Raw genomic sequence first — 21,961 nt, 5'->3', positions numbered from 1 at the left:
GTGCAAGATGTGAGTCCTAACCGTCTTGGCAGTTGCTATAACAATCAAGAATTGGATTGAATTGAGAAGATTGAATGTGGGATTTAAAAACATTCACCAGTTCATCACGACTGGCAACTAGGGTGGGAAACGATCGCTTACTGTAATCGTCCCCTACTTTTAAGGGGAAAATTGCCTCGGATTCTAGAGGCACCCAAACACCACCCGCAGCTAGCACAATTACCCAAGCCCCAGCAATATCCCAAATTTTGGGTGTTGCTTCTATTCCTCCTAAGACGGCACCGGTAGCTACGGTGATGAAATTGTAACTAGCAACTCCCAGCATCCGCATTTTACAGGGAAAGGGTTGCTGTAAGAGTGAGGTACTGCGAGAGCAAAGGTTGAAAAAGTGGTTGCTACTGAGTTCGTCGGGACTGCTGTGAATCAGAAATTCATTCATAAATGCGGCAGTCGGCACTTCTGAGAGTCCCGATTCCCCACCCCAAAAGCCATGAAAGGATTGGGCGATGGGAGGAAAATGCACGTAACCAAAGACAGGCGTGCCGTGGTAAAGCAACCCTAGGGAAATTCCCCAAATGGGAATTCCCCGCGTAAAGTTGGTGGTGCCATCAAGGGGATCGATAATCCAGCACCATTCCGTATCCGGAAACTGGTGTTCTCCTTCCTCACTCAAGATACCGTGACTGGGGAAACGAGACGCGATCGCCTCTCGCAGGGTATCATCTGCCCAGTGATCGGCTTTTGTCACCAAACTACCATCGGCTTTTTGGAATGCCTGTACCCGTCGGAAATCAGGCAGCAGTTGGGTGCCGACACGGTTCGTTGTCTCTTTCGCAAAGTTGAGAATATCTGTCCAAAACTCATTCACGGGTTTTTGTTTTTCCTTTAACGTTTATTCCGGGTTCATGACGATTCAATCTAAATCGCTTTCCATCACCGTAGCGATCGCTCTGTTAGCATTATCTTGAAACTCTCGAACATTCACTCGGTTGAGCAACCCAACTGCCACAATCATCCCCAAGGCTTGTAAGCCAAATACCAAATCATACGCCAGGGCTGGCTTGGCAAATAGAGCTTCTCCGACACTGAGGATAATGCCACCGCTAGCTACTGCCAAACCCCTTGCCATGGCTTGCGCCAATCCCCAAGCACCCACAAACGTGCCTGCGGCTTCTGCGGCTGTTAAGTCCAGCATCAAGCTGAGTGCGCCCGTCGTCAAGACACCCGTAAATAAGCCAAACAGGACTAGCGCCCCTTGCAGCATCCTGACATTGCCAGTAAATCCTGACAGGATAATTAAAATAAAACAAAACGCTACGGAGATACAGCCAAATTGCGTCGTTCGGCGCTTACCGAAACGCGGAATCAAGAAAAAGCCAGTAGCACTCAAGCTTACCAACATCCCCAACGCCCAATAGGTATTGAGAAAAGACGTTTCCGGGATGGGCATACCGAAAACTTCACCCCCATAGGGTTCGAGAACCGCTTCTTGTAAAAACAGGCTTAAGGTCATTACCACTAAAAAGGTGAAAAATAAACCCGTTTGCCGACTAGCCGTCAAAATTTTTAACGCTCGTCCTAGGGTAATCTGATCTTCTCGATCAACAAGCCGAGAGCGGGACGCATAGCGGGAGTATTTTTTCTCCACCCCCACTGTTGCCACGAACGCAAGTCCCAAAACAATAATCGGGACAACGACAAACAGCCAACTAATTGACGAGCGCACCAGTTCAATGGAGGCATTAATATCATCTAGAGGATTGAGCAAAACTTTACTAGTAATACCGCCCACTGCCAACCCCACCGTCATCATCGACCAAACAATGCCAATGAGTTGACCCCGATTGTCTTCATCCGAAACATCAACTAATAAGGTAAAGAAGGGCGTAGAACTGGCACTCACCGCCAAACCGTAGAGTGCCATCAGTAGCGCTAGCAGCGCTGTCCAACCCGATATTTCAATAGTCCACTGCCAGCCATCAGCCACTTGCACGAGGTTCCCCAATTGCCAGACGACTTGCACGCTTAAGGACAAAATCAGCGCGAATAACGCCGCTCCAATCCAGACATAACCTGTGCGGTGATAACCGAATAGGGGCTTGGCATCAGACATCTGACCAAACCATATTCGTGTCGGCGCGACAAATTGAGAAATTGCCAGAACTATGGATGTCACCCCTGCCGGGATTGCCAGTTCAGCAATCATCACTCGGTTAAGAACTCCCACAGTCAAAACTGTGAGAATACCCAATCCCATCTGGAATAAACCCAGCCGAAACATCATCAGCAGGTTAATTTTGGGGGGTGCTTTGGTCTTTCCAGTTGGCTGGGACTTTGCGAAATCACTGGTATTCATCTTCTTTAATTTCTGTTCTTAACCCAACTAAAACTATACGCCCTCTTGATGAGAGTCTGTAATGTATTGCAACGGTAAAATTAATAAATGAGAAGGAACGCAACCCCAATGGCGTACTGACTGGGTGCATGGTTAATAATTACCTGTATCTTGGTGTGGGAAATTTGGACAACAGGAAAATGAGAATCTTGCTAATCGAAGATGACGAGCGGATCGCTGAACCTTTAGCCGAACACTTAACCCGTCAATATCATGTAGTCGATCTAGCCCAAGATGGGATTACTGGCTTGGAACAGGCTCAATTAGCCCCCTATGACCTAATTCTGTTGGATTTAATGTTGCCTAGTCTTGATGGAATTAGCTTGTGCAAACGATTACGGACTAAGGGATGTAAGGCTCTCATTTTGATGCTAACAGCGAAAGATACCACTACCGATAAAGTCATTGGACTCGACTCCGGAGCGGATGATTATCTGGTAAAGCCGTTTAAAATCCAAGAACTAGCCGCCAGAATACGAGCCTTATCGCGCCGAAGTCCAGATATTCGACCCTCTATTGTAACTTATGAGGATTTGGAACTTGACCCCAGTACCCACCAAGTTACCTATGCTGGGAATCTTCTGGCTCTGACTCCAAAAGAATATATGCTCTTAGAAGCCTTTTTGAGAAGTCCGGCGCGGGTTTTCACTCGAAAAGAATTGTTAGATAAGCTTTGGGAGTTTGAGGATATTTCCGGTGAAGAAACCATTAAAACTCACCTAAAAAATCTGCGGCGTAAGCTTAAAGAAGCAGGCAATAAAATCGACATTATTGAAAATGTGTATGGCATTGGTTATCGCCTGGGAAAACCTGATTAACTATTGGGTAAAAAAAAGTCTATTGTGTTTCAGAAAACTCGCTATCAATTATCAGTATCTTATCTAGCTGTTTTTGCGGCACTTTTAGGAATATTTACACTGGCGGTTCGAGTTGTGTTTGCTCGCAGCCTCAGTCAAAAACTCACAGAAAACTTGACAATTTTAGGAGAAAGTGCTGCGGCTGAGGGTGAGTTAGATAACGGTCGTTTGCAAGTAGAAAATGATTTTCCCACTAACGAGTTAATCATTCGTCATCAAGCTTTGCAGTGGTTTGACTCTCAATGTCATTTGGTTGACCAACAAGGACAATATATCTTAACGTTGCCCCTTTCTTTCAATATAGATGTGCAAACTCAGAAAATTGGCAAAATTCGCATCCGGGGCGTTACTTTACCTGTAATTAGTAGTGACAATGGTCGCCTAATTGGTTATGTAAGAGCAAGTCAATCTTTAGAAGAATTTGATGAAACACTCGCTCAGTTAGATTGGGGGTTAGGGAGTGGTGTTGTTATGACTTTAGCCCTGAGTAGTATTGGTGGGCTTTTGCTGACTCGCAAGGCAATGCAACCCATTGAGCAGAGTTTTCAACGACTCAAACAGTTTACAGGAGATGCATCTCACGAACTTCGTAGTCCGTTGATGGCAATTACAACCAATGTGGAAGTGGCACTAGAATATCCAGAAGGGATGCGCTCAACAGATGCCAAAAAGTTTAAAGCGATCGCTAATGCGGCTGATCAAATGACGCGCTTAACGGAAGATTTGCTGCTGTTGGCTCGAAGTGACCAAGTTCAAAGCCCTCACCAGGAAGCTGTGAATTTAGAGGAGATTTTACATAACCTGGTTGAACTTTATCAGCCTCAAGCTGATGCCAAAGAAATCAACGTGAAAGCCAACCTGACTCAGCCATTGTATGTGTTAGGTGATTTGGTTCAACTCACAAGAGTTTTTGCCAATTTAATCCAAAATGCCCTTCAGTACACGCCGACGGGAGGTTTAGTGGAAATCCAAACGAATCAAGTTGATCGGCAGTTGTATATAAGCGTGAAGGATACGGGAATTGGGATGACACCCGAACAGCTTCAGCACATTTTTGATCGGTTTTGGCGAGCAGATCAGGCGCGTTCTTATCAGTCTAACGGGTTTGGGTTGGGTTTAGCGATCGCACAAAGTATCGTTCAAAGTCATGGAGGCTCACTCACAGTTACAAGTCAGCTAGGAGTTGGTAGCTGTTTCACCGTGCGCTTACCCACACATTATCCCTTGTAGATAAAAATGAACTCTATCTTTCCTTGTTCTTCCTTTTTGCTGTTTAGAGTGAAACTACAGACCAGAATTTCCGGAGTTTCACGTTATGAACAGATCTACCCAATGGATTCTAGCCACTGCCATATTAGGAACTTTGGGGCTTGGTGGGTTAGTCCGAACTGTCTACGCCACCCAATCAAAACCTGCGGTTGCAACCATAACCCAACATCACACCAACACTCAAATTGCCGAAGCGTCTGATGGGGATGGGGAAGTACCAGATGATGTAGAAGAACAGCAAGAAGCGGCAAGACTCCAACCTTTAGCTAAAATCACACCCCAGCAAGCCAAACAAGCGGCAGAAGCTGCTCAAGGCGGTACAGCCAGCCGTGTGACACTAGACAATGAAGACGGCAACCTAGTCTATACAGCGATTATCGGTCAAACCGAAGTTGCTGTAGATGCGGGTAATGGTAAAGTCCTCTATACCGAGAACATGAACCAAGAAGACGACGCCAATGAAGCGACTCGTCCTCGTAGCAGCATTCAAGTTCCGTATACGGATGCTGAAGATGATAACGATGCCAATGGCGATCGCTAGGTAGAGTAGCCGAAAACAAGGACGTTTGCTCTTATCCATACTAGCAGCTTAACTTTCTACTCGCGCTCTTGTTTGAGTGCAATACCAAATGTGAGTTGCCTCACCTCTAATTTCAGAGGCGGGGTGACTTTTTATCGGATACTTGTTTCAATCTTCCCTAGTTCTCCCCTTTTGTGTTTTAAAGTGAAATCAATTGCCTTAATTAGGAGCAATAATGAGCAAATTTTAGGATGTGAAGTAATCTCAATTTTACGAAGAATCAGGAGTTATAAATATCATGAATAAGAGGTTAAACAGAGTTCCAGAGGTTACACTTTACTTCTGGATTATTAAGGTTCTGGCAACCACAGTAGGTGAAACGGCGGCTGATTTTCTGTCAGTAACGCTGAACCTGGGTTTAAGTGTGACATCTTATATTATGAGCGGCTTGTTACTAATTGCACTTTTTAAGCAGGTTCAGCTTAAACGATATGTCCCAGCAATTTACTGGCTGGTAGTCGTTTTAATAAGTATTGTTGGCACGCTCATTACGGATAAATTAGTGGACGATTTTGGAGTTAGCTTGGTGACAACAACTATAGTTTTTAGTGTTGTCTTATTGGTGGTTTTTGGGCTTTGGTATTCAAGTGAAAAGACATTAGCTATGCACTCAATTAACACGGCTAAAAGAGAGCTGTACTACTGGGTGGCTATTTTATTTACGTTTGCTTTGGGTACTGCAACAGGAGATCTATTGGCAGAGTCTTTGAACTTGGGTTATGCCCAAGCAGGACTAATATTTGGGGCTTCAATTGCAATAATAACGATCGGTTATTATTACTTCGACATGAATGCAGTCTTGGCATTTTGGATAGCTTACATCTTGACTCGTCCCCTGGGAGCATCTATGGGTGATTTACTATCCCAACCTGCTAAAAATGGTGGCTTTGGTTTCGGTACGGTCGGAACTAGTATGATGTTTCTTTCTATCATTGTGATTCTGGTTATTTACTTAAGCTTTAAGCAGAAGAAACCAGCCTCACTGCCGATTGACCAACAAAACTAATTAGCGATCGCCTTATCAAATTGGGTATTTTTCTTGTGAAAAAGAAATGAACAAAGTTGCAAAAATCACAATTTACTTCTGGATCATGAAGATCATCGCCACGACAATCGGCGAGACGGCTGGTGACTTCATCTCAATGTCTCTCGGACTGGGGTATTACGTCGGCTTTGCCGTAACGTTCGCCATCCTGGCCATTCTCCTGTTTTTTCAAATTCAATCCGACAGATATCGTCCAGCCCTTTATTGGATGGCTATCATCGGAACAACCACAGCCGGCACCGAAGTTTCAGACTTGATGGATCGCTCTTTCGGGCTGGGCTACGCAGTGGGATCGCTTATCCTGGTAGCCGGTCTTTTGAGCGTTCTTGCCATCTGGTACTACCGAGATCGGGATCTGAGCGTTTATCCGATCCTGAAAAAAGACGCAGAAACCACCTATTGGTTAGCTATTGTCTTCTCCAACAGTTTGGGAACAGCTTTTGGTGACTTTCTGACAGACAACGTGGGATTGAGCTATATCCAAGGTGCATTTGTGACGGCTAGTGTCATTGGTGTTGTCATCGCCCTTCACTATGTAACAAAGCTGAACGATAACCTCCTGTTCTGGATCGCGTTCATCTTCACGCGGCCTTTCGGAGCCACCTTCGGAGATTTTCTGACCAAGCCAATCAAAAATGGCGGTCTATCACTGTCAAGGGGCTATGCTACGGCGATTGCCTTTATTTTACTGGCAGTTGTCCTATTCTTTTCCGTGCGAAAGGAGAAAAAAGTGCCTTACCCAATTGAATGATGGGTTTAAGTAGATAAGCTGTTCGGCATTTAAAGTAGGATGCCTACACGCCTCAAAGGCAACAGGCAACAGGAAATACACAATTTAAATGCGTTTTAGCTTAGATGACTCATCCCTCTAAAGCAGAGAACAGTAGCCGTGGTTAGGTTAGAATTCCTAACAATGAATGACATTTCTTTTTCATTTGAGTGAATCCAGAAAGTCAAACTTATTAGGATTTAGTGCTTTTTTCAAGGAACATCACCCTAGGATTTTTATGAATGGTTTTGCCCTGTCAATATTGACCGCTGTTGCTAGATATACTCAAGCAAAATTCGTCAGAAAAACCAGCCAAACTGAAGCGGTGCAAACGCAGTTATTACGTGACTTATTACTAGCACATCAAGATACTGAACTAGGTCAGAAATTTGGGTTGAGCGCGATTAAAACGATTGAACAATTTCAGCAACAGGTTCCCATTCTACCCTACAGCAGCTATGAACCCTTGACTGAGCGCATTGCCCAAGGGGAGCCGAACATTCTCACCGCCGAACCTGTTGTCTATCTGACTCTCACCAGTGGCTCAACCGGAAAGAAAAAGCTAATTCCCACGACTCGGCGATCGCAAAATATTGTCCGACAGGCAACACTAACCAGTATGGGCTTTTTAAGTGAGGCACTCGGAGCTCAAAATCTGAAGTTTGGCAAACTGCTCGTGACGAACTCGACGCAACTATGGGGACGCACCTGTGGCGACATCCCATACGGTCCCTCTAGTGCTGGCGTTCTCCGTATGGATAAGCGTTTGTACAAGCAATTTTTTGCCCACCCTTACGAGACGTTGCAACCCGCCAACAGCCTTGCTCGCCACTACGTTTGTCTGCTATTTTCCCTGCGAGAACCGTTAATGCGCGGCATGGTTGCCAACTTTCCGATGCTGATTCTACGAACTTGCAACTATTTGGAGAAATATGCCGAATACTTACTTCAAGATTTAGAAACAGGAACCATTGCACCTTGGTTAGAACTAGAACCAGAGATTCGCGCCAACTTAGAGCAACAATGGACACCTGCACCCAGACGCGCTGCAAAATTACGGCAAATTTTGAAATCAGAGGGACGGCTTACTCCCAAACTAGCTTGGTCGAATCTATCTTTTGTAGCTACGGCACGTGGGGGAACGTCAGATTTTTACTTTGAGCGATTTCCTACCTACTTCGGAGATACTCCCCTATGGGGAGCCGTCTACTCATCGGCAGAAGGGATGTTTAGTATTTACCATGACCTCAACAAAGATAGCAGTATTCTAGCGATCGAGAGTGGCTTTTTTGAGTTTATTCCTGAAGAGCAGTGGGAAGCAGAACACCCCAAGACCCTACTTGCTACGGATGTTAAGGTAGGAGAATGCTATCGGATTCTCATCACTACCTACGGTGGTTTTTACCGTTATGATATCGGTGATGTCGTCGAAGTTTTAGGTTTTTATAACACAGCTCCCTTAATTGTTTTTCGTTACCGTCGAGGTGGTTTCATTTCTTCGACAACTGAGAAGACGACTGAGTTTCATGTGACTCAAGTCATGCAAGCCTTACAACAGGAATTTAACGTACACTTAGAAGATTTTTGTATTACGCTGTCTGAGCATGATTTTCCAGCTCGTTATTTAGTCAATATTGAGCTGGCTTCTGGTCAAATCCTCCTCAACTCCCAAGCTTTTCTCGCTCAGTTTGATTGTAGGCTCCAAAACGTCAACACTCACTATGAAATTAGTCGTCGAGATGTCATCCCTCCTCCCCGACTGCGAATTTTAGAGCAAGGGAGTTTTGCGGTTCTTCGCCAAAGACAACTGCAAAGAGGAATTCCTGATTCGCAATTGAAGTTTCCCCACATCAGTGAAGACCGAAGTTTTCTCGCAGGACTCCCAGTAAATATGGAAGTCAGGCTTCCAGAATATGCAGATGTGTGAAGAATATTTTTAGTGAAGGGAAAGTAATGTGATCCAAATCACCATAAAATTTGATTGCTATCACTGTCAAAAGGTATTTAAATCACGTTAAAAATATGAAATTCTCACCAATACGTCCATCTTCAATCACGGTCTTGATCGACAAAATCCTTCATACTAGATAAAGTCGAGTTCTGCTTTATTGATATGAAAGCCCCACTTCGACTCTTACCGGGTGCGATCGCAGATCTATTCGCTCAAGTCAGTCATTCTGGTAGAGTCAGTAGATCGAAAAGTTTCGTTTCAGGAGCAAGCCCCCATAATTTTGTATTCTGCGATACTTTTGTCTGGGACAAGTGAGCGAGCTATTTATTAATATTACTTATAGTTTGCTCAAGAAACTACTTGGTTTAACTAGCCAGCAGGAAGGTAGATGGCTTGAACAACCTGATAAATTCGCTCAACAGCTTGGCATAAAAACAATAACATTTGTTTGAAAGTCAACAGTTCACGATAAACTAGGCGTCCTCCTTTTCTCGGTCGGCTAATCCTTCGCCATAATAAGTTGACCCAAATATTAACCAGAAGAAAAGAGAGACAGACAAAGAATAACCTGAGAGCAGGTTTCTTGTTCGTTGTTTTAATTCTACAGATATTTTTTAAGCGATAACTACTTTCAATACCAAATCGTTTTCGATAATCTTCATGGATATATGTCAAACTAATTGAAGCTTGATAAACTACATAGGCAAAATATTCAAGACCCTGTTTTCCGCGCTGACCTTTCCTATATTTACAAACAATCCATAGGTCAAAAGTAACGGATTCATCTTGACCTCGGCTCATGGTGTGGTTGGTTTTATAGCTGCTTCTTCCCTTTAAGTATTGCTTAATTCCGCCTGTTTTACCTCGGCGGATAGCTGGCATAATAAAAGGAATCTTCAAGGCTTTTAACCACCGGATGACTGGGACGCTAAAAAAACCTCTATCTAAATATAGCGTTTTAATTTTAATTTTCAGAGCCGAAAGTTCAGCTAATAAATAAGTTTCGAGGCTGTCTTTGTTACTTGCCGCTCTGACTAGAATTTGAAATAAGTCCCTTTGGTCAAAAGCTCCTTGTGTGTCAACAGAGATGTGTTCTGTTAAACAGTCTAGAACTTCTTCTAATGTTTCTTCATCAGTAAGAGCTGGTTTTTCTGTTAGTTGGGTCAATTTTTCTCAAGGAATTTTAGAGACAACTCTCACTATTTAACATTTTTAACAAGGTTTTTTTCTCCATATATTCAAGTTGAGTAAATTCAAGTTTAATAATAAGGTAAACTTATAAATCAAGTCGAGATTAGAGCAAATGTACTAAAGCGGCGACAAAATTATGGCGATCACTTTCTTAAATAAGCGTCTAAAAGCCTAGTTATATCAAGGTAAGCGCCGCCTAAGACAAAAGTTTTTGATCTACTGAATTTGGCATTCATTGTAGATCAAGGACTGCGATCGCTCCCCATTGCCGCCCTCCATGATGGCACTGGCTTTATCGTAGAACACTATAGTATCGGTTTCATGCCCAGCCTCTCCCTTACCGATACCCGCTATGTAGATGTCAGGAATCTGCAAGTCCTAGCCATGGGAGCCTCCCAATTTACTAACCAAAACCCCTTACCCGCAGTCCCAACAGAATTAAATGCGATCGCAGATAAATTATGGTAAGGTGAATCCTTCCTCAACTCTACCTTTACCCCAGAAAATCTGAAAACCGCCCGCGCTCAAGCACCCTTTGGCATCCTCCATTTAGCCACCCACGGCGAATTTAAACCCGGTAAACCCGAAAACTCCTATATCCAATTTTGGGACACAAAATTGGGACTTGACCAACTGCGCTCACTACAATTAAACAATCCACCCGTAGAACTCCTCGTTTTAAGTGCCTGTCGCACCGCTTTGGGGGATGAGGAAGCCGAGTTAGGATTTACCGGATTAGCTGTACAAGCTGGGGTAAAATCAGCTATGGGAAGTTTATGGTATGTCAGTGACGAAGGCACACTGGGATTCATGACTCACTTTTACGAGCAATTGAAACAAGCCCCCATCAAAGCTGAAGCCCTGCGACAAGCTCAATTAGCAATGCTCAGAGGCGAAGTGCAACTCAAAAACGGTCAGCTCATCACCCCTAACAGTACGATTCCTTTACCCCCTGAATTAGCCGAACAAGGGGACAAAGAACTCACCCATCCTTACTACTGGAGTGCATTTACTTTAGTGGGAAATCCTTGGTAGGGTTGCGGCGGGCGTAGCCCAAGATTTAGCGCTGAGTGTCAACGCGCGATCTGTTCAGCTTTCCCAGAAAGCTGCTAACAACTCATCCAACCATCGCTGATTGGCTTCTCCTAAGGCTGGTGGCGGTGGTGGCTGACGATAGTCTATCCGCGCATCATAAAAAGCCCGGTCGTACACCCCATTGAGGATGGCTTGCAAATCTACCCAAGGTTCTGTATCCCCGCTCATGAGTGGCAAGGGAAAGTCGGGAATCGCTTCTTGCAAGCTGAATCCGTATAGCTCGGCAGTTGGACGACGCTGGCGGCGACTCACGAGGATGCGATAGTCTACTGCTATATCGTCCCCGCTCATTGCCATTGGCTTTCCCCCACGCAACAAGTCGATTTCAACCAGATGGGACAGACTACCGAGAACCGTTTGTCGTTTGGTTTCATAGGCAGTTCGTCCTTCCCCCTTGCGTTTATTCTTGGGAGATAACACCTCAATTACCGTAAGCACGGTATCTGTGCCTAATTCGCGTACTTCCAGATAACGCTCGTTGACCTCAACGGGCATGGGAACAGTCACTTGCTTGGGGCGTGGTTGTACCGCTGTACTGGGAACTGTTGCCTCTGTTCTGATTTCGGAGCGGGCAACAAGTTTTGACGAAAGGACAACAGCATCGGGAATGCCCACCAAAATCTCGTCTTCCAGAGTATCCAAGTAAGTGCGAGTTTCCACCTCAACGTAGTACTTCGGGCGCAGACAGGGAGCCAAGGCATCAGCTAGAGCCACAATCAAACGGCTGTGAAATGACGACCAAAAAGCAGGCTGTTCCAGATACGGATTCATTCCCGGAAACGGCGAAGGCATGGCTATTAGTCCATCTGGGATCAATTGACTACTTAGAAGTGAACTACCTACACTAAGTCGAAGCGACTATAGTCTAGGCTTCTGAATTCGCGGGGGAATGCCTCAGAACGGACTTGCGTCCCAACTTTGGTCTTACTCCCCCTCCTTCAGCAGAGACGGCTGTTCCATCCGTCTGTAACATTCTGATACCTTCTGCTCTAATATTGGTCGATGCATTACCATCACGGTCGTGACGAGTGCCACAATGAGGGCAAGTCCACTCCCTGACATCAACTGGCAACTTGTCGATTTGGTAATAACAATTAGAGCAAAGTTTAGAACTGGGAAACCAACGGTCAACTTCTACTAACTTCCCACCTTTCTTCTCTAGCTTATACGCTAAAAAATTGACAAAGGTTCCCCATCCAGTGTCAGATATTGCTTTAGCTAAATTGTGATTGCGTACCATGCCTTTGACATTAAGATTTTCTACTACGACAACTTGGTTTTCGTTGACGAGTTTTCTTGATAACTTATGCAGAAAATCCTGACGGGATTTTGTTACCCGCTCGTACACTTTAGCTACAGTCTTTTTGGCTTTGTTTCTTGAATTGCTTCCTTTCTGTTTTTTAGCCAGCTTCTGCTGCTTACGTTTGAGGTTTTTTTCGTGCTTGGCTAAATGCTTAGGATTGTTGTATTTAGACACTTTGCTACCATCACTGGTAATAGCAAAATGAGACAATCCTAAGTCAATTCCAATCACCTTGCCATCAGTTGAAACTTCTGGATTCTCTCCTTCAGCTTCAGTCAGTATTGAGGCAAAGTATTTACCTGAAGGATCTAGGCTGATCGTTACAGTCTTTATTGTTCCTTCTATTTTCCTGTGCAATTTAGCTTTAACTTTGCCAACTTTACCAGGAAATTGAACTAGCCCCTCAAGCACTTTGACATTTTGAGGATACTGAATTGACTGTTTACCATGCTTTGATTTGTAACGAGGGAATCTAGCACGACCTGCAAAAAAGTTTTTGTAGGCTGTTGTTAGATTGAGAGTCGTTGCTTGCAAAACTTGGCTGTAACATTCAGACAACCATAGAGTTTCTTCTGCTTTTTTGAGTTTTGGCAAGAAGGCATTAAGCGCTGACTGACCAAGGCTTTTTCCAGTTTCTTTATAAGTCTCGATTGACTTATTTAGAGCGTAGTTCCACCACCACCTGGCACAACCAAAGTGCTGAGATAGTAACACTTCTTGCTCTGGTGTTGGATAGAGTCGAACCTTGACCGCTTTGTGTAGCATCTTAATACCTCCTTACTGCATTATACACTTCGTAGTAAGACTGTCAGGATGATTTGGAAATTTCCGTCCCTCCAATTTCCCTGCCTTTCATCCCGCCACTAAGATGAGTACATCTATAGTGGGGGACTTCCCTGCGACAAGTTAAGTTTAACCAAAGAACGTCCACCAGGGATTTTTGTCCCCCTCATGGTTTAACCCTCTCCAGGGTTCGTCCGGCAAGACGAGCAACTGCTATCACCAACTTAGTCGAATCAATAGGCTTAGACAGATGCATTTGGAAACCCGATTCAATCGCAGACTTGCAATCCTCCTTCTGGGCGTAAGCCGTTAAAGCGACAGCAGGCAGAAATCCCCCTCGTTTAGCTTCCAAATCTCTCACCTTGCGAATTAGTGTATAGCCATCTTCAATCGGCATACCAATGTCGCTAACCAAGACATCCGGCTTGAGCTGTTCGAGAAACTTAAACGCTTCACCTGCTGATGAAAGTGCGATCGCTTTAGCCCCAGACTCCACCAGGGCCGTTGTTAGAAATTCGCGCACATCCGGTTCATCATCCACAATAAATACCTGTAAGCCAGAGAGAAGGGTTGACAATTCTGCGGATGTGGCATTAATTTCTGACTCAAATTCCAGTGACTTTATACAATTGTCTTCCAACTCCGCTGATTTCTGGAGCGGCAACTTCACCGTAAAAGTCGCCCCTCGTCCCTCGCCGCTACTATCTGCACAGACTGAGCCACCCTGCAATTCAACTAAGTGCCGGACAATGGCAAGTCCCAGCCCCAAACCGCCATGTGTCCGAGTGGTTGTACTGTCTTTCTGACGAAAGCGCTCAAACACATACGGAAGAAAGTCAGAACCGATACCAATCCCCGTATCAATGACCCGAATTTGGGCATAGGAGTCTACACACTCGAGTCGCACCTCAACCCGTCCACTTTCAGGTGTAAACTTAATCGCATTGGTCAGCAGATTCCAGACGACTTGCTGCAAGCGCTCAGAATCCCCTAAAACCAGCTCTAACTCCGGGTCAACTACAGACTCCAGTTGAATCGCTTTTGCCTCAGCCGCAGGCTGCACCGCATCCATCGCCACCTCAATAACAGGGACGAGGGAAATCGGACACAAGTTCAAACTCAGCTTGCCTTGAATAATCCGCGATACATCTAAAATATCCTCAATCAGTTGTGCCTGGGATTTAGCATTGCGCTCAATCGTTTCTAAGGCGCGAGCTGTCGTTGCTTCGTCAAACTTGCGAGTTCGCAACAATCCCGCCCAACCCAATACCGAATTTAGGGGTGTGCGCAGTTCGTGGGAAAGGGTTGCCAAAAACTCATCCTTCATCCGGTTTGCAGCTTCGGCTTGCTGTCGTGCTGCCTGTTCTCGGATAATCTGAGCGCGTGCTTCCTCAGCCTGCTTGCGCTCGGTAATGTCTTCAATGGTTCCCACATGACCCAACAATTCCCCGTTATCAGAGAACATGGGTGACAATCGCACCCGCACCCAACGCGCCCTTTCCTCGACAGTCAGGAAGCAAAATTCTTGGAAGTATTCATGACTATTGAGTGCCTTAGCTGACCAATCTGCCAGTACTTGCCCCGGATTTTCTGGATGAACCAACCGCGTCCATCTGCCTCCCAAAATCTCCTGAGGAGTAAACCCGCAAATCGTTTGGCAGCGGGGATTGATGTAGTTACAGTTCCCGGCTACATCGGTCAAAAAAATGCCAACTGGGGAACAAGCACTTAAGGAACGAAATCGCTCTTCACTTTCCCCGAGTTCAGCATTGACGGCGGTGAGTTGTTCGGCTTGATGTTTGACTTCTTCGGTTTTTTTAAATAAGTCAACAAAGACCGTCACTTTCGAGGTTAATATATCCGAATTAATCGGCTTGAACAGGTAGTCTACCGCCCCCAGAGAATACCCTTTAAACATCAGCGATTCGCTTTTACTAAACGCTGTCAGAAAAATAATCGGCGTATGGTGCGATCGCTTGCGGTTCCGAATCAAAGTTGCTGTCTCAAAGCCATCCATCCCCGGCATTTGCACATCTAGCAAAATTACAGCAAAATCTTGATGCAACAGACATCGGAGGGCTTCTTCCCCCGAATGGGCTTTCACCAAATTCTGACCCAGGCTCTCGAGCATTGCCTCTAGAGCCAATAGGTTTTCGGGACGATCATCCACAAGCAGGATGTTAGCTTTTGATTCAGACTCCATATTCAAGAGGTTAGGGAGGAGCAACAAAGGTGAGTTAAAAAGGGAGCGATATTTTCTAAAGCGAGAATCTTTGCCGTCGAAACAGCCGCCCTCGCCGCCCTTGGCATGGTGGCACTTTCAGCAGTTGTCGGGTCTTGCACAACCGCCAAGCCACCTCGGGCTTTGATACTCACCAACCCACGAGCACCATCAGCGCTCGCTCCCGTTAAAATCACCCCAATTGCCCGCTCACCACAGGCATCGGCTGCTGACTCAAACAGGACATTAATTGAGGGACGTGCATAGCATACGGGTGGGTCACTTGATAGGGAAAATCGGGGCATGGGGCAACCTGTTTTCTGCTGCCAATCGTTGCTATGGGATTCGGTTTCCACCAGTAAATGGTAGTCAGGGGGAGCCAGATAAACTCGCCCTGGCATGATCGCTTCTTTATCTTCTGCTTCTTTTAACGGCAGAATACACCAACGTTGTAAGAAGGTAATCAAGGTTTCATCCGAGTCTTTGTGACGGTGTTGAGCGATCGCCACGGGCAACGGGAAATCTTTGGGGAAACCCGAAAGCAGAATTTCCAGGGCGTGTAATCCCCCCAATGACGTACCAATCAGCACCAGATTAAAGGGAGCATTCGCACCCTCTGCCGTCTGGCTTGTCGGGGTGTTCAAGCTGGAAACCTGGAAACCCTCGCTTTCCAGGTTTCCAGCTTGACCGTTACCTAGTTCTGCGGAAGAGCTTTTCACGCTGATCCAATGCCTCGTAATCGTTTTCGTAGGGAGTAAATTTTAGCGTCTCTTGGCGTCCCAGTCCCAAAACACCAAAGCGACTCAGACTCTCATAGAGTAACGTGTGAACACGCTGTTGCAGGGATTGGTTGAAATAAATCAGAACATTGCGGCAAAATATGACATTAAATTCGTTAAATGAGCCATCGGTTACTAAATTGTGTTGTGAAAAGATAATATTTTCTTTCAGAAACGAGCGAAAAATGGCATGGTCATAGGCGGCAGTGTAATACTCCGAAAACGATCGCTTCCCACCGGCTTGCAGGTAGTTTTGGGTATACTCCTGCATCAGTTCCAACGGAAAAATACCAGCTTTGGCTTGTTTTAAAACCATTTCGTTCATGTCGGTTGCATAAATCCGACAGCGATGGTATAATCCTTCTTCTTGCATCAAAATCGCCATTGAGTAAACCTCCTCACCCGTAGAGCAACCCGCGTGCCAGATCCGGATAAAGGGATAGGTGCGCAATAGGGGTACGACTCGGCGACGGAAGGCAACATAAAAGCTGGGGTCGCGGAACATAGAGGTGACATTCACCGATAGACCGAGTAGGAAGCGCTCCAGACAGGCGGGGTCGTGAAGTACCTTCTCTTGCAGTCCAGATATGGTGGTCAACTTTTCGTCACGAATGGTGTTCCAGATACGACGCTTGAGGGATGCTAGAGCATAATCACGAAAGTCAAATCCGTAATAACGGAACATTCCCTCTAAGAGCAAGTGAATCTCTAGTTTTTCTAATTCATTTTTTAGGGGGCTGTAGTTGTGGTCAGGGGATAGCACTAGCATATTGGAACAGGGGTTTATTCATAAATTAACAAGGGTACTTAACAAAAGTTTAACTTTATTGAGGGATTCTCTACTGGGATTGGTAGAGCCAGACGCGCAGCAGAGAGAGCAACTGTTCAGTATCAACAGGTTTGGTGATATAGTCAGAGGCTCCAGCTTCAATACACTTTTCGCGATCGCCTTTCATCGCTTTCGCCGTTAGAGCAATAATGGGCAGCGAAGCAAACTGACTCATGGTGCGGATAGCCTGCATGGTTTCGTAGCCATCCATTTCCGGCATCATGATATCCATCAACACCACCGCAATATCGGAAGTATTGCGCAAACACTGCAAGCCATCTCGACCGTTTTCAGCATAGACAACCTCCATTTGATAACGCTCCAACATACTGGTTAGGGCAAAGATGTTGCGTACATCATCATCAACAATCAGAGCTTTCTTGTCAGCGAGAACGGGATCATTCTGATGGAGCCGTTCCAGAATCTGCTGCTTAGTGGGCGGCAAATTGGCTTGGACTCGGTGCAAGAACAATGCCGTTTCATCCAGGAGACGCTCAGGCGATCGCACATCTTTGATAATGATCGTGTCAGAGATACGCTTGAGTTGGGTTTCTTCTTGCAGGGTAAGCTCCTTACCGGTATAGACAATAATGGGGAGCTTCGAGAGGTTCTCTTGCTGCTTGATCTGCTCAATGAGTTCGATACCCGTCATGTCCGGCAGTCCTAGATCCAAGACTAGGCAATCAAAGTGTCCCGCTTGCAGTGCTGAGAGTACCTCGGCACCTGTACCAACGGCAGTGGTTTGAACGTCACCGTTGCCGATCAGTTCCACAATGCTCTGGCGCTGCACTTCATCGTCTTCGACAACCAGCAGGTTTTTCACCTTGCGCTCGACAAAGTTTTTCATGTTTGAGAGTGCTTCGGTGAGTGCCTCGCCGGTTGCAGGTTTTTGCAGATAAGCGATCGCTCCCTGCTGTAAGCCCCGTTGCTCTCCTTCTTGTACAGAGAGAATATGCACGGGGATATGACGGGTACTCGGGTCGTGCTTCAAACGGTCGAGGATAGTCCAGCCATCCATTACGGGTAACTGGATATCTAGGGTGATGGCATCAGGCTGAAATTGCTGTGCCATTGCCAGACCTGTATCGCCTTCTAAGGCAGCGATACCCTTGAACCCTTGGGCACGTGCCATATCTAAGAGTATACGAGCGAAGTTAATGTCATCCTCTACTATTAGGAGGACGCGATCGCTCGCTTCGATGGTGTCTCGGTCATCGGCTAGGGGAGATGGGGGAGATGGGAGAGATGGGAGAGATGGGAGAGATGGGGGAGCTAATCTTCCTGTAGAATTGTTATTTGCTGTTCTTTTTTCATTGACTTTTTGATAAATATGGGGTAAGTAGAGAGTGAAGGTGCTGCCTTGACCGGGATGACTGAGTAGCTGAATTTCGCCGCCCAGTAGTCCGGCGATTTCCCGGCTGATGGACAAGCCCAAACCTGTACCGCCGTATTTGCGACTGGTGGTGCCATCTGCCTGCTGAAAGGCTTCAAAAATGACCTTCTGTTTGGCGGGTTCGATACCAATGCCTGTATCGGTGACGGCAAAGGCGATGACAGTGTTCGCGTGATTCAAGGGCTGTCGGTCGGGACTCCAGCCGGATTGAACTACTTGCCCTCGCAAGCTAACTTGTCCTTTTTCAGTGAATTTAAAGGCATTGGAGAGCAGGTTTTTTAACACCTGTTGCAAGCGTTTGGAGTCGGTATAGATAGTTTGGGGCAGGTTAGGGTCAAATTCAACGACAAAATCAAGGGTTTTGTTCTGTGCAACTTGACGGAAGGTGCGCTCGAGCTGACCTTCTAACTCGGTGAAGGGCATATGGTCGAGGTTGACGGACATGGTTCCCGATTCAATTTTGGCGAGATCCAGGATGTCGTTGATTAGGTTGAGTAAGTCGCTGCCGGAGGAATGAATAGTACGGGAGTACTCAACTTGCTTGTCTGTCAGGTTGCCTTCGCTGTTATCCGCCAGCAGTCTGGCTAAAATCAGTAAACTATTGAGGGGTGTCCGCAGCTCGTGGGACATATTTGCCAGAAATTCTGACTTGTACTTAGAGGTGAGTGCCAATTGCTCGGCTTTTTCTTCTAATGACCGTCTCGCTTGTTCAATCTCGCGGTTTTTGCGTTCAACTTCCTTGTTTTGCAAGGAGAATAACTCGGCTTTTTCTTCGAGTTCTTCGTTAGTTTGCTGCAACTCTTCCTGCTGTTTCTTGAGCAGTTCCTCCGATGACTTGAGGGATTGGGTTTGTTGTTCCAAACGCTGGTTGGTTTCGGTGAGTTCTTTTTGCTGGGTTTGCAGTTCTAGGGTCAAAGACTGGGACTGCTTGAGCAATTCTTCGGTGCGCGTGTTGGCGGCGATGGTGTTGAGAACAATGGCAATACTTTCGGTAAGTTGGTCAAAGAAGGTGAGGTGAATCTCTCGAAAATACTGGAAGGATGCCAGTTCGATCACAGCGGTTACTTGTCCTTCAAACAGGACGGGGAGGACAACCACGTTGAGGGGTGTGGCTTCTCCTAAACCAGAGCTGATTTTGATATAGTCATTCGGCACCTCGGTAAGCAGAATTCGTTCTTTTTCTAAGGCGCACTGTCCGACTAAGCCTTCACCCAAGTGGAAGCGATTTGCCAGATGCTTGCGTTCGCGGTAGGCGTAGGTACTAAAGAGTTTTAAAACGGATTGATCGTCTTCTGAATTCATCAGGTAGAAAACGCCCTGTTGGGCTCCGACTAGGGGAGCCAACTCCGATAGGATGAGTTTGGAGACGGTTTCCAAGCTACGATGACCTTGGAGGATGCGACTAAATTTAGCGAGGTTAGTTTTCAACCAGTCTTGTTCGGTACTCTTACGAGTGGTTTCTCGCAGATTAGCGATCATCTGGTTGATGTTATCTTTGAGTCCAGCTACTTCACCTTGGGCTTCAACGGAGATAGAGCGGGTTAAATCGCCTTTGGTGACAGCCGTGGCAACTTCTGCTATTGCTCGTACCTGTCGAGTTAGGTTAGCAGCCAGTTCATTAACGTTATCCGTCAAGTCTCGCCAAGTGCCAGCCGCCCCCGGCACTTTCGCTTGTCCTCCCAGCTTGCCTTCAATACCGACTTCCCGTGCCACTGTCGTGACTTGATCGGCGAAGGTGGCTAAGGTTTCGATCATCTCGTTGATCGTATCGGCTAGGGCTTGCATTTCCCCCTTGGCATTTAGGGACAATTTGCGCTTCAAGTCCCCATTGGCGACTGCTGTTACTACCTTGGCAATGCCGCGCACCTGATTCGTCAAGTTGCTTGCCATGGAGTTGACATTATCGGTCAAATCTTCCCAAATCCCGGCTGCACCCTTGACTTCAGCTTGTCCTCCTAACTTACCTTCGGTGCCGACTTCTCGCGCTACCCGTGTGACTTCTGAGGCAAAAGAGTTGAGCTGATCGACCATAATATTGATGGTATTTTTTAGCTCCCAGATTTCTCCTTTGACTTCAACGGTAATTTTCTTGGAGAGATCGCCCGTGGCAACGGCTTTGGTGACTTCGGCAATGTTGCGCATTTGGGCAGTGAGGTTGCCTGCCATCAAGTTAACGTTGTCGGTTAAGTCTTTCCAGGTGCCTGCTACACCCCGCACTTCCGCTTGAGCGCCCAATTTGCCTTCGGTGCCAACTTCCCGCGCTACCCGCGTCACTTCTGAGGCAAAGGAGGAAAGTTGCTCCACCATGGTGTTGATGGTGGTTTTGAGTTCTAGAATTTCTCCTTGTACTGGGACGGTAATTTTTTTGGAGAGGTTGCCGTTGGCAATGGCGGTTGCCACTTCTGAAATGTTGCGTACCTGTCCTGTCAGGTTGTCAGCCATAGTATTGACTGCCCCCGTTAAATCTCGCCAAGTGCCTGCCACACCTTTGACATCGGCTTGAGCGCCCAACTTGCCTTCGGTGCCAACTTCTCGGGCTACCCGCGTCACTTCTGAGGCAAAGGAGTTGAGTTGATCCACCATCGTATTGACGGTGTTTTTGAGTTCTAAAATCTCGCCTTTGACTTCAACGGTAATCTTTTTGGAAAGGTCGCCTTTGGCAACGGCGGTTGTCACGTCGGCAATATTGCGCACTTGAGCGGTGAGATTGCCTGCCATAGAGTTGACACTATCGGTCAAATCTTTCCAGGTTCCTGCTACCCCTGGAACCTCTGCCTGAACGCCCAACCTGCCTTCTGTGCCGACTTGACGGGCAACCCGCGTCACTTCTGAGCCAAAGGCACCCAACTGATCGACCATTGTATTAACCACTTGGGCGGTAGCCAGAAACTCTCCTTTGAGGGGTCTGCCATCAATCTCTGTGGCAATTTTTTGGGATAAGTCGCCTTTGGCTACGGCTCGGATCACCCGTGCGGTTTCTGCTGTCGGTTGGACTAAATCGGTGATCAGGGTATTGACTGACTCAATACCTGATGCCCAGCCACCGCTAGCACCGTTGAGGGAGGCACGTTGGTTAAGTTTACCGTCTTTCCCCACCACCGTCGCTACCCGCTCTAACTCCTGAGTTGTCTGCTGGTTGAGTTCGATAATGTCGTTGAGTGTATCCGCGATTTTCCCAGCGATACCCGTCCGATCGATGGGCATACGACCGGAAAAATCACCTTTTTTGACCGCTATTAGGGTTTTTAGGAGCTGTTTGAGGTCTAAATTATCGGTATTATCGTTAGCTATCTGTGCAGTTGGCATGACCTTAGGATTAAGGGGCGTAAGGGTGCAGATGAGCAGGGGAGATGTTAGTTATTTCTGCAATATTGCACTAGGATACTTACTTTAGCGTCACATTGTAGGAGTTGGATCGGCATCATTCGCGAGGCTGACATTGGGAGAAAAACTCAGAAGAATGCAGGAGTTGAGAAGTTCAGAATCGACCCCTCCTATGGC

At 46.4% G+C, this 21,961-nt stretch carries 15 protein-coding genes and 1 pseudogene; 7 read left to right on the top strand and 9 right to left on the bottom strand.

From position 1 onward, the window contains the following. Positions 1-16 precede the first annotated feature (16 nt). Entirely contained in the window at positions 17-868 is an 852-nt protein-coding gene (locus tag IQ257_RS01965) for an inositol monophosphatase family protein (protein ID WP_193873218.1), read from the bottom strand. A 45-nt stretch (positions 869-913) separates the two neighbouring features. Beyond that, the gene (locus IQ257_RS01960; protein WP_193873217.1) at positions 914-2,356 is read right to left on the bottom strand and encodes a BCD family MFS transporter; all 1,443 of its coding nucleotides are present in this window, start codon (positions 2,354-2,356) and stop codon (positions 914-916) included. 179 nt (positions 2,357-2,535) lie between these two features. Here IQ257_RS01960 and IQ257_RS01955 point away from each other — a divergent pair, with 179 nt between their 5' ends. The 6 genes from IQ257_RS01955 to IQ257_RS01930 all read left to right on the top strand — a co-directional run bounded on the left by IQ257_RS01955 (position 2,536) and on the right by IQ257_RS01930 (position 8,842). Further along, positions 2,536-3,213 carry a response regulator transcription factor gene (locus IQ257_RS01955; RefSeq protein WP_193873216.1) on the top strand — a complete coding sequence of 226 codons (678 nt, stop codon included), beginning with the start codon at positions 2,536-2,538 and terminating at the stop codon, positions 3,211-3,213. 24 nt (positions 3,214-3,237) lie between these two features. Next, the gene (locus tag IQ257_RS30995; protein WP_193873215.1) at positions 3,238-4,482 is read left to right on the top strand and encodes a sensor histidine kinase; all 1,245 of its coding nucleotides are present in this window, start codon (positions 3,238-3,240) and stop codon (positions 4,480-4,482) included. Positions 4,483-4,567: 85 nt separating this feature from the next. Beyond that, on the top strand, positions 4,568-5,062 hold the full coding sequence (locus tag IQ257_RS01945; RefSeq protein ID WP_193873214.1) for a PepSY domain-containing protein: 495 nt from the start codon (positions 4,568-4,570) through the stop codon (positions 5,060-5,062). A gap of 277 nt (positions 5,063-5,339) precedes the next feature. After that, positions 5,340-6,107 carry a hypothetical protein gene (locus IQ257_RS01940; RefSeq protein WP_193873213.1) on the top strand — a complete coding sequence of 256 codons (768 nt, stop codon included), beginning with the start codon at positions 5,340-5,342 and terminating at the stop codon, positions 6,105-6,107. Positions 6,108-6,153: 46 nt separating this feature from the next. Then, on the top strand, positions 6,154-6,897 hold the full coding sequence (locus IQ257_RS01935; protein ID WP_193873212.1) for a hypothetical protein: 744 nt from the start codon (positions 6,154-6,156) through the stop codon (positions 6,895-6,897). Positions 6,898-7,153: 256 nt separating this feature from the next. After that, positions 7,154-8,842 carry a GH3 auxin-responsive promoter family protein gene (locus IQ257_RS01930; protein ID WP_193873211.1) on the top strand — a complete coding sequence of 563 codons (1,689 nt, stop codon included), beginning with the start codon at positions 7,154-7,156 and terminating at the stop codon, positions 8,840-8,842. A 393-nt stretch (positions 8,843-9,235) separates the two neighbouring features. Here IQ257_RS01930 and IQ257_RS01925 read toward each other — a convergent pair whose 3' ends face one another. Continuing rightward, entirely contained in the window at positions 9,236-10,033 is a 798-nt protein-coding gene (locus tag IQ257_RS01925) for a transposase (protein ID WP_193882876.1), read from the bottom strand. Between the two features lie 246 nt (positions 10,034-10,279). On the opposite strand from IQ257_RS01925, the pseudogene IQ257_RS01920 reads away from it, so the two are divergent. After that, positions 10,280-11,092, top strand: a pseudogene (locus tag IQ257_RS01920) (CHAT domain-containing protein); the annotation flags it as partial. A 54-nt stretch (positions 11,093-11,146) separates the two neighbouring features. Here IQ257_RS01920 and IQ257_RS01915 read toward each other — a convergent pair. The 6 genes from IQ257_RS01915 to IQ257_RS01890 form a co-directional block, all read right to left on the bottom strand. Beyond that, the gene (locus tag IQ257_RS01915; RefSeq protein WP_193875041.1) at positions 11,147-11,944 is read right to left on the bottom strand and encodes a DUF4058 family protein; all 798 of its coding nucleotides are present in this window, start codon (positions 11,942-11,944) and stop codon (positions 11,147-11,149) included. A gap of 73 nt (positions 11,945-12,017) precedes the next feature. Further along, positions 12,018-13,220: an RNA-guided endonuclease InsQ/TnpB family protein gene (locus IQ257_RS01910; RefSeq protein WP_193875043.1), complete on the bottom strand. Its 1,203-nt coding sequence runs from the start codon at positions 13,218-13,220 to the stop codon at positions 12,018-12,020. A gap of 184 nt (positions 13,221-13,404) precedes the next feature. Next, positions 13,405-15,441 (bottom strand): response regulator, encoded by a 2,037-nt coding sequence (locus IQ257_RS01905; RefSeq protein ID WP_193875045.1) that lies wholly within the window; start codon positions 15,439-15,441, stop codon positions 13,405-13,407. A gap of 2 nt (positions 15,442-15,443) precedes the next feature. Continuing rightward, entirely contained in the window at positions 15,444-16,103 is a 660-nt protein-coding gene (locus tag IQ257_RS01900) for a chemotaxis protein CheB (protein WP_193875078.1), read from the bottom strand. A 46-nt stretch (positions 16,104-16,149) separates the two neighbouring features. Continuing rightward, positions 16,150-17,007 carry a CheR family methyltransferase gene (locus IQ257_RS01895; protein ID WP_193875047.1) on the bottom strand — a complete coding sequence of 286 codons (858 nt, stop codon included), beginning with the start codon at positions 17,005-17,007 and terminating at the stop codon, positions 16,150-16,152. A gap of 70 nt (positions 17,008-17,077) precedes the next feature. After that, positions 17,078-21,766 carry a response regulator gene (locus tag IQ257_RS01890; RefSeq protein WP_193875049.1) on the bottom strand — a complete coding sequence of 1,563 codons (4,689 nt, stop codon included), beginning with the start codon at positions 21,764-21,766 and terminating at the stop codon, positions 17,078-17,080. Between the last annotated feature and the right edge of the window lie 195 nt (positions 21,767-21,961).

Origin of the sequence: Coleofasciculus sp. LEGE 07092, from assembly GCF_015207375.1 — a bacterium.
GTDB lineage: Bacteria > Cyanobacteriota > Cyanobacteriia > Cyanobacteriales > Coleofasciculaceae > LEGE-07092.
The sequence above is the reverse complement of the archived record's forward strand: the minus strand, read 5'-3'. Positions and strand labels throughout refer to the sequence as shown.

What these genes read in the sequence shown, in the direction of transcription:
- IQ257_RS01940 (WP_193873213.1), top strand. Translation starts at nt 5,340, where the DNA reads ATGAATAAGAGGTTAAACAGAGTTCCAGAGGTTACACTTTACTTCTGG.
- IQ257_RS01890 (WP_193875049.1), bottom strand. Translation starts at nt 21,766, where the DNA reads ATGCCAACTGCACAGATAGCTAACGATAATACCGATAATTTAGACCTC.
- IQ257_RS01945 (WP_193873214.1), top strand. Translation starts at nt 4,568, where the DNA reads ATGAACAGATCTACCCAATGGATTCTAGCCACTGCCATATTAGGAACT.
- IQ257_RS01960 (WP_193873217.1), bottom strand. Translation starts at nt 2,356, where the DNA reads ATGAATACCAGTGATTTCGCAAAGTCCCAGCCAACTGGAAAGACCAAA.
- IQ257_RS01915 (WP_193875041.1), bottom strand. Translation starts at nt 11,944, where the DNA reads ATGCCTTCGCCGTTTCCGGGAATGAATCCGTATCTGGAACAGCCTGCT.
- IQ257_RS01930 (WP_193873211.1), top strand. Translation starts at nt 7,154, where the DNA reads ATGAATGGTTTTGCCCTGTCAATATTGACCGCTGTTGCTAGATATACT.
- IQ257_RS01895 (WP_193875047.1), bottom strand. Translation starts at nt 17,007, where the DNA reads ATGCTAGTGCTATCCCCTGACCACAACTACAGCCCCCTAAAAAATGAA.
- IQ257_RS01910 (WP_193875043.1), bottom strand. Translation starts at nt 13,220, where the DNA reads ATGCTACACAAAGCGGTCAAGGTTCGACTCTATCCAACACCAGAGCAA.
- IQ257_RS01935 (WP_193873212.1), top strand. Translation starts at nt 6,154, where the DNA reads ATGAACAAAGTTGCAAAAATCACAATTTACTTCTGGATCATGAAGATC.
- IQ257_RS01905 (WP_193875045.1), bottom strand. Translation starts at nt 15,441, where the DNA reads ATGGAGTCTGAATCAAAAGCTAACATCCTGCTTGTGGATGATCGTCCC.
- IQ257_RS01955 (WP_193873216.1), top strand. Translation starts at nt 2,536, where the DNA reads ATGAGAATCTTGCTAATCGAAGATGACGAGCGGATCGCTGAACCTTTA.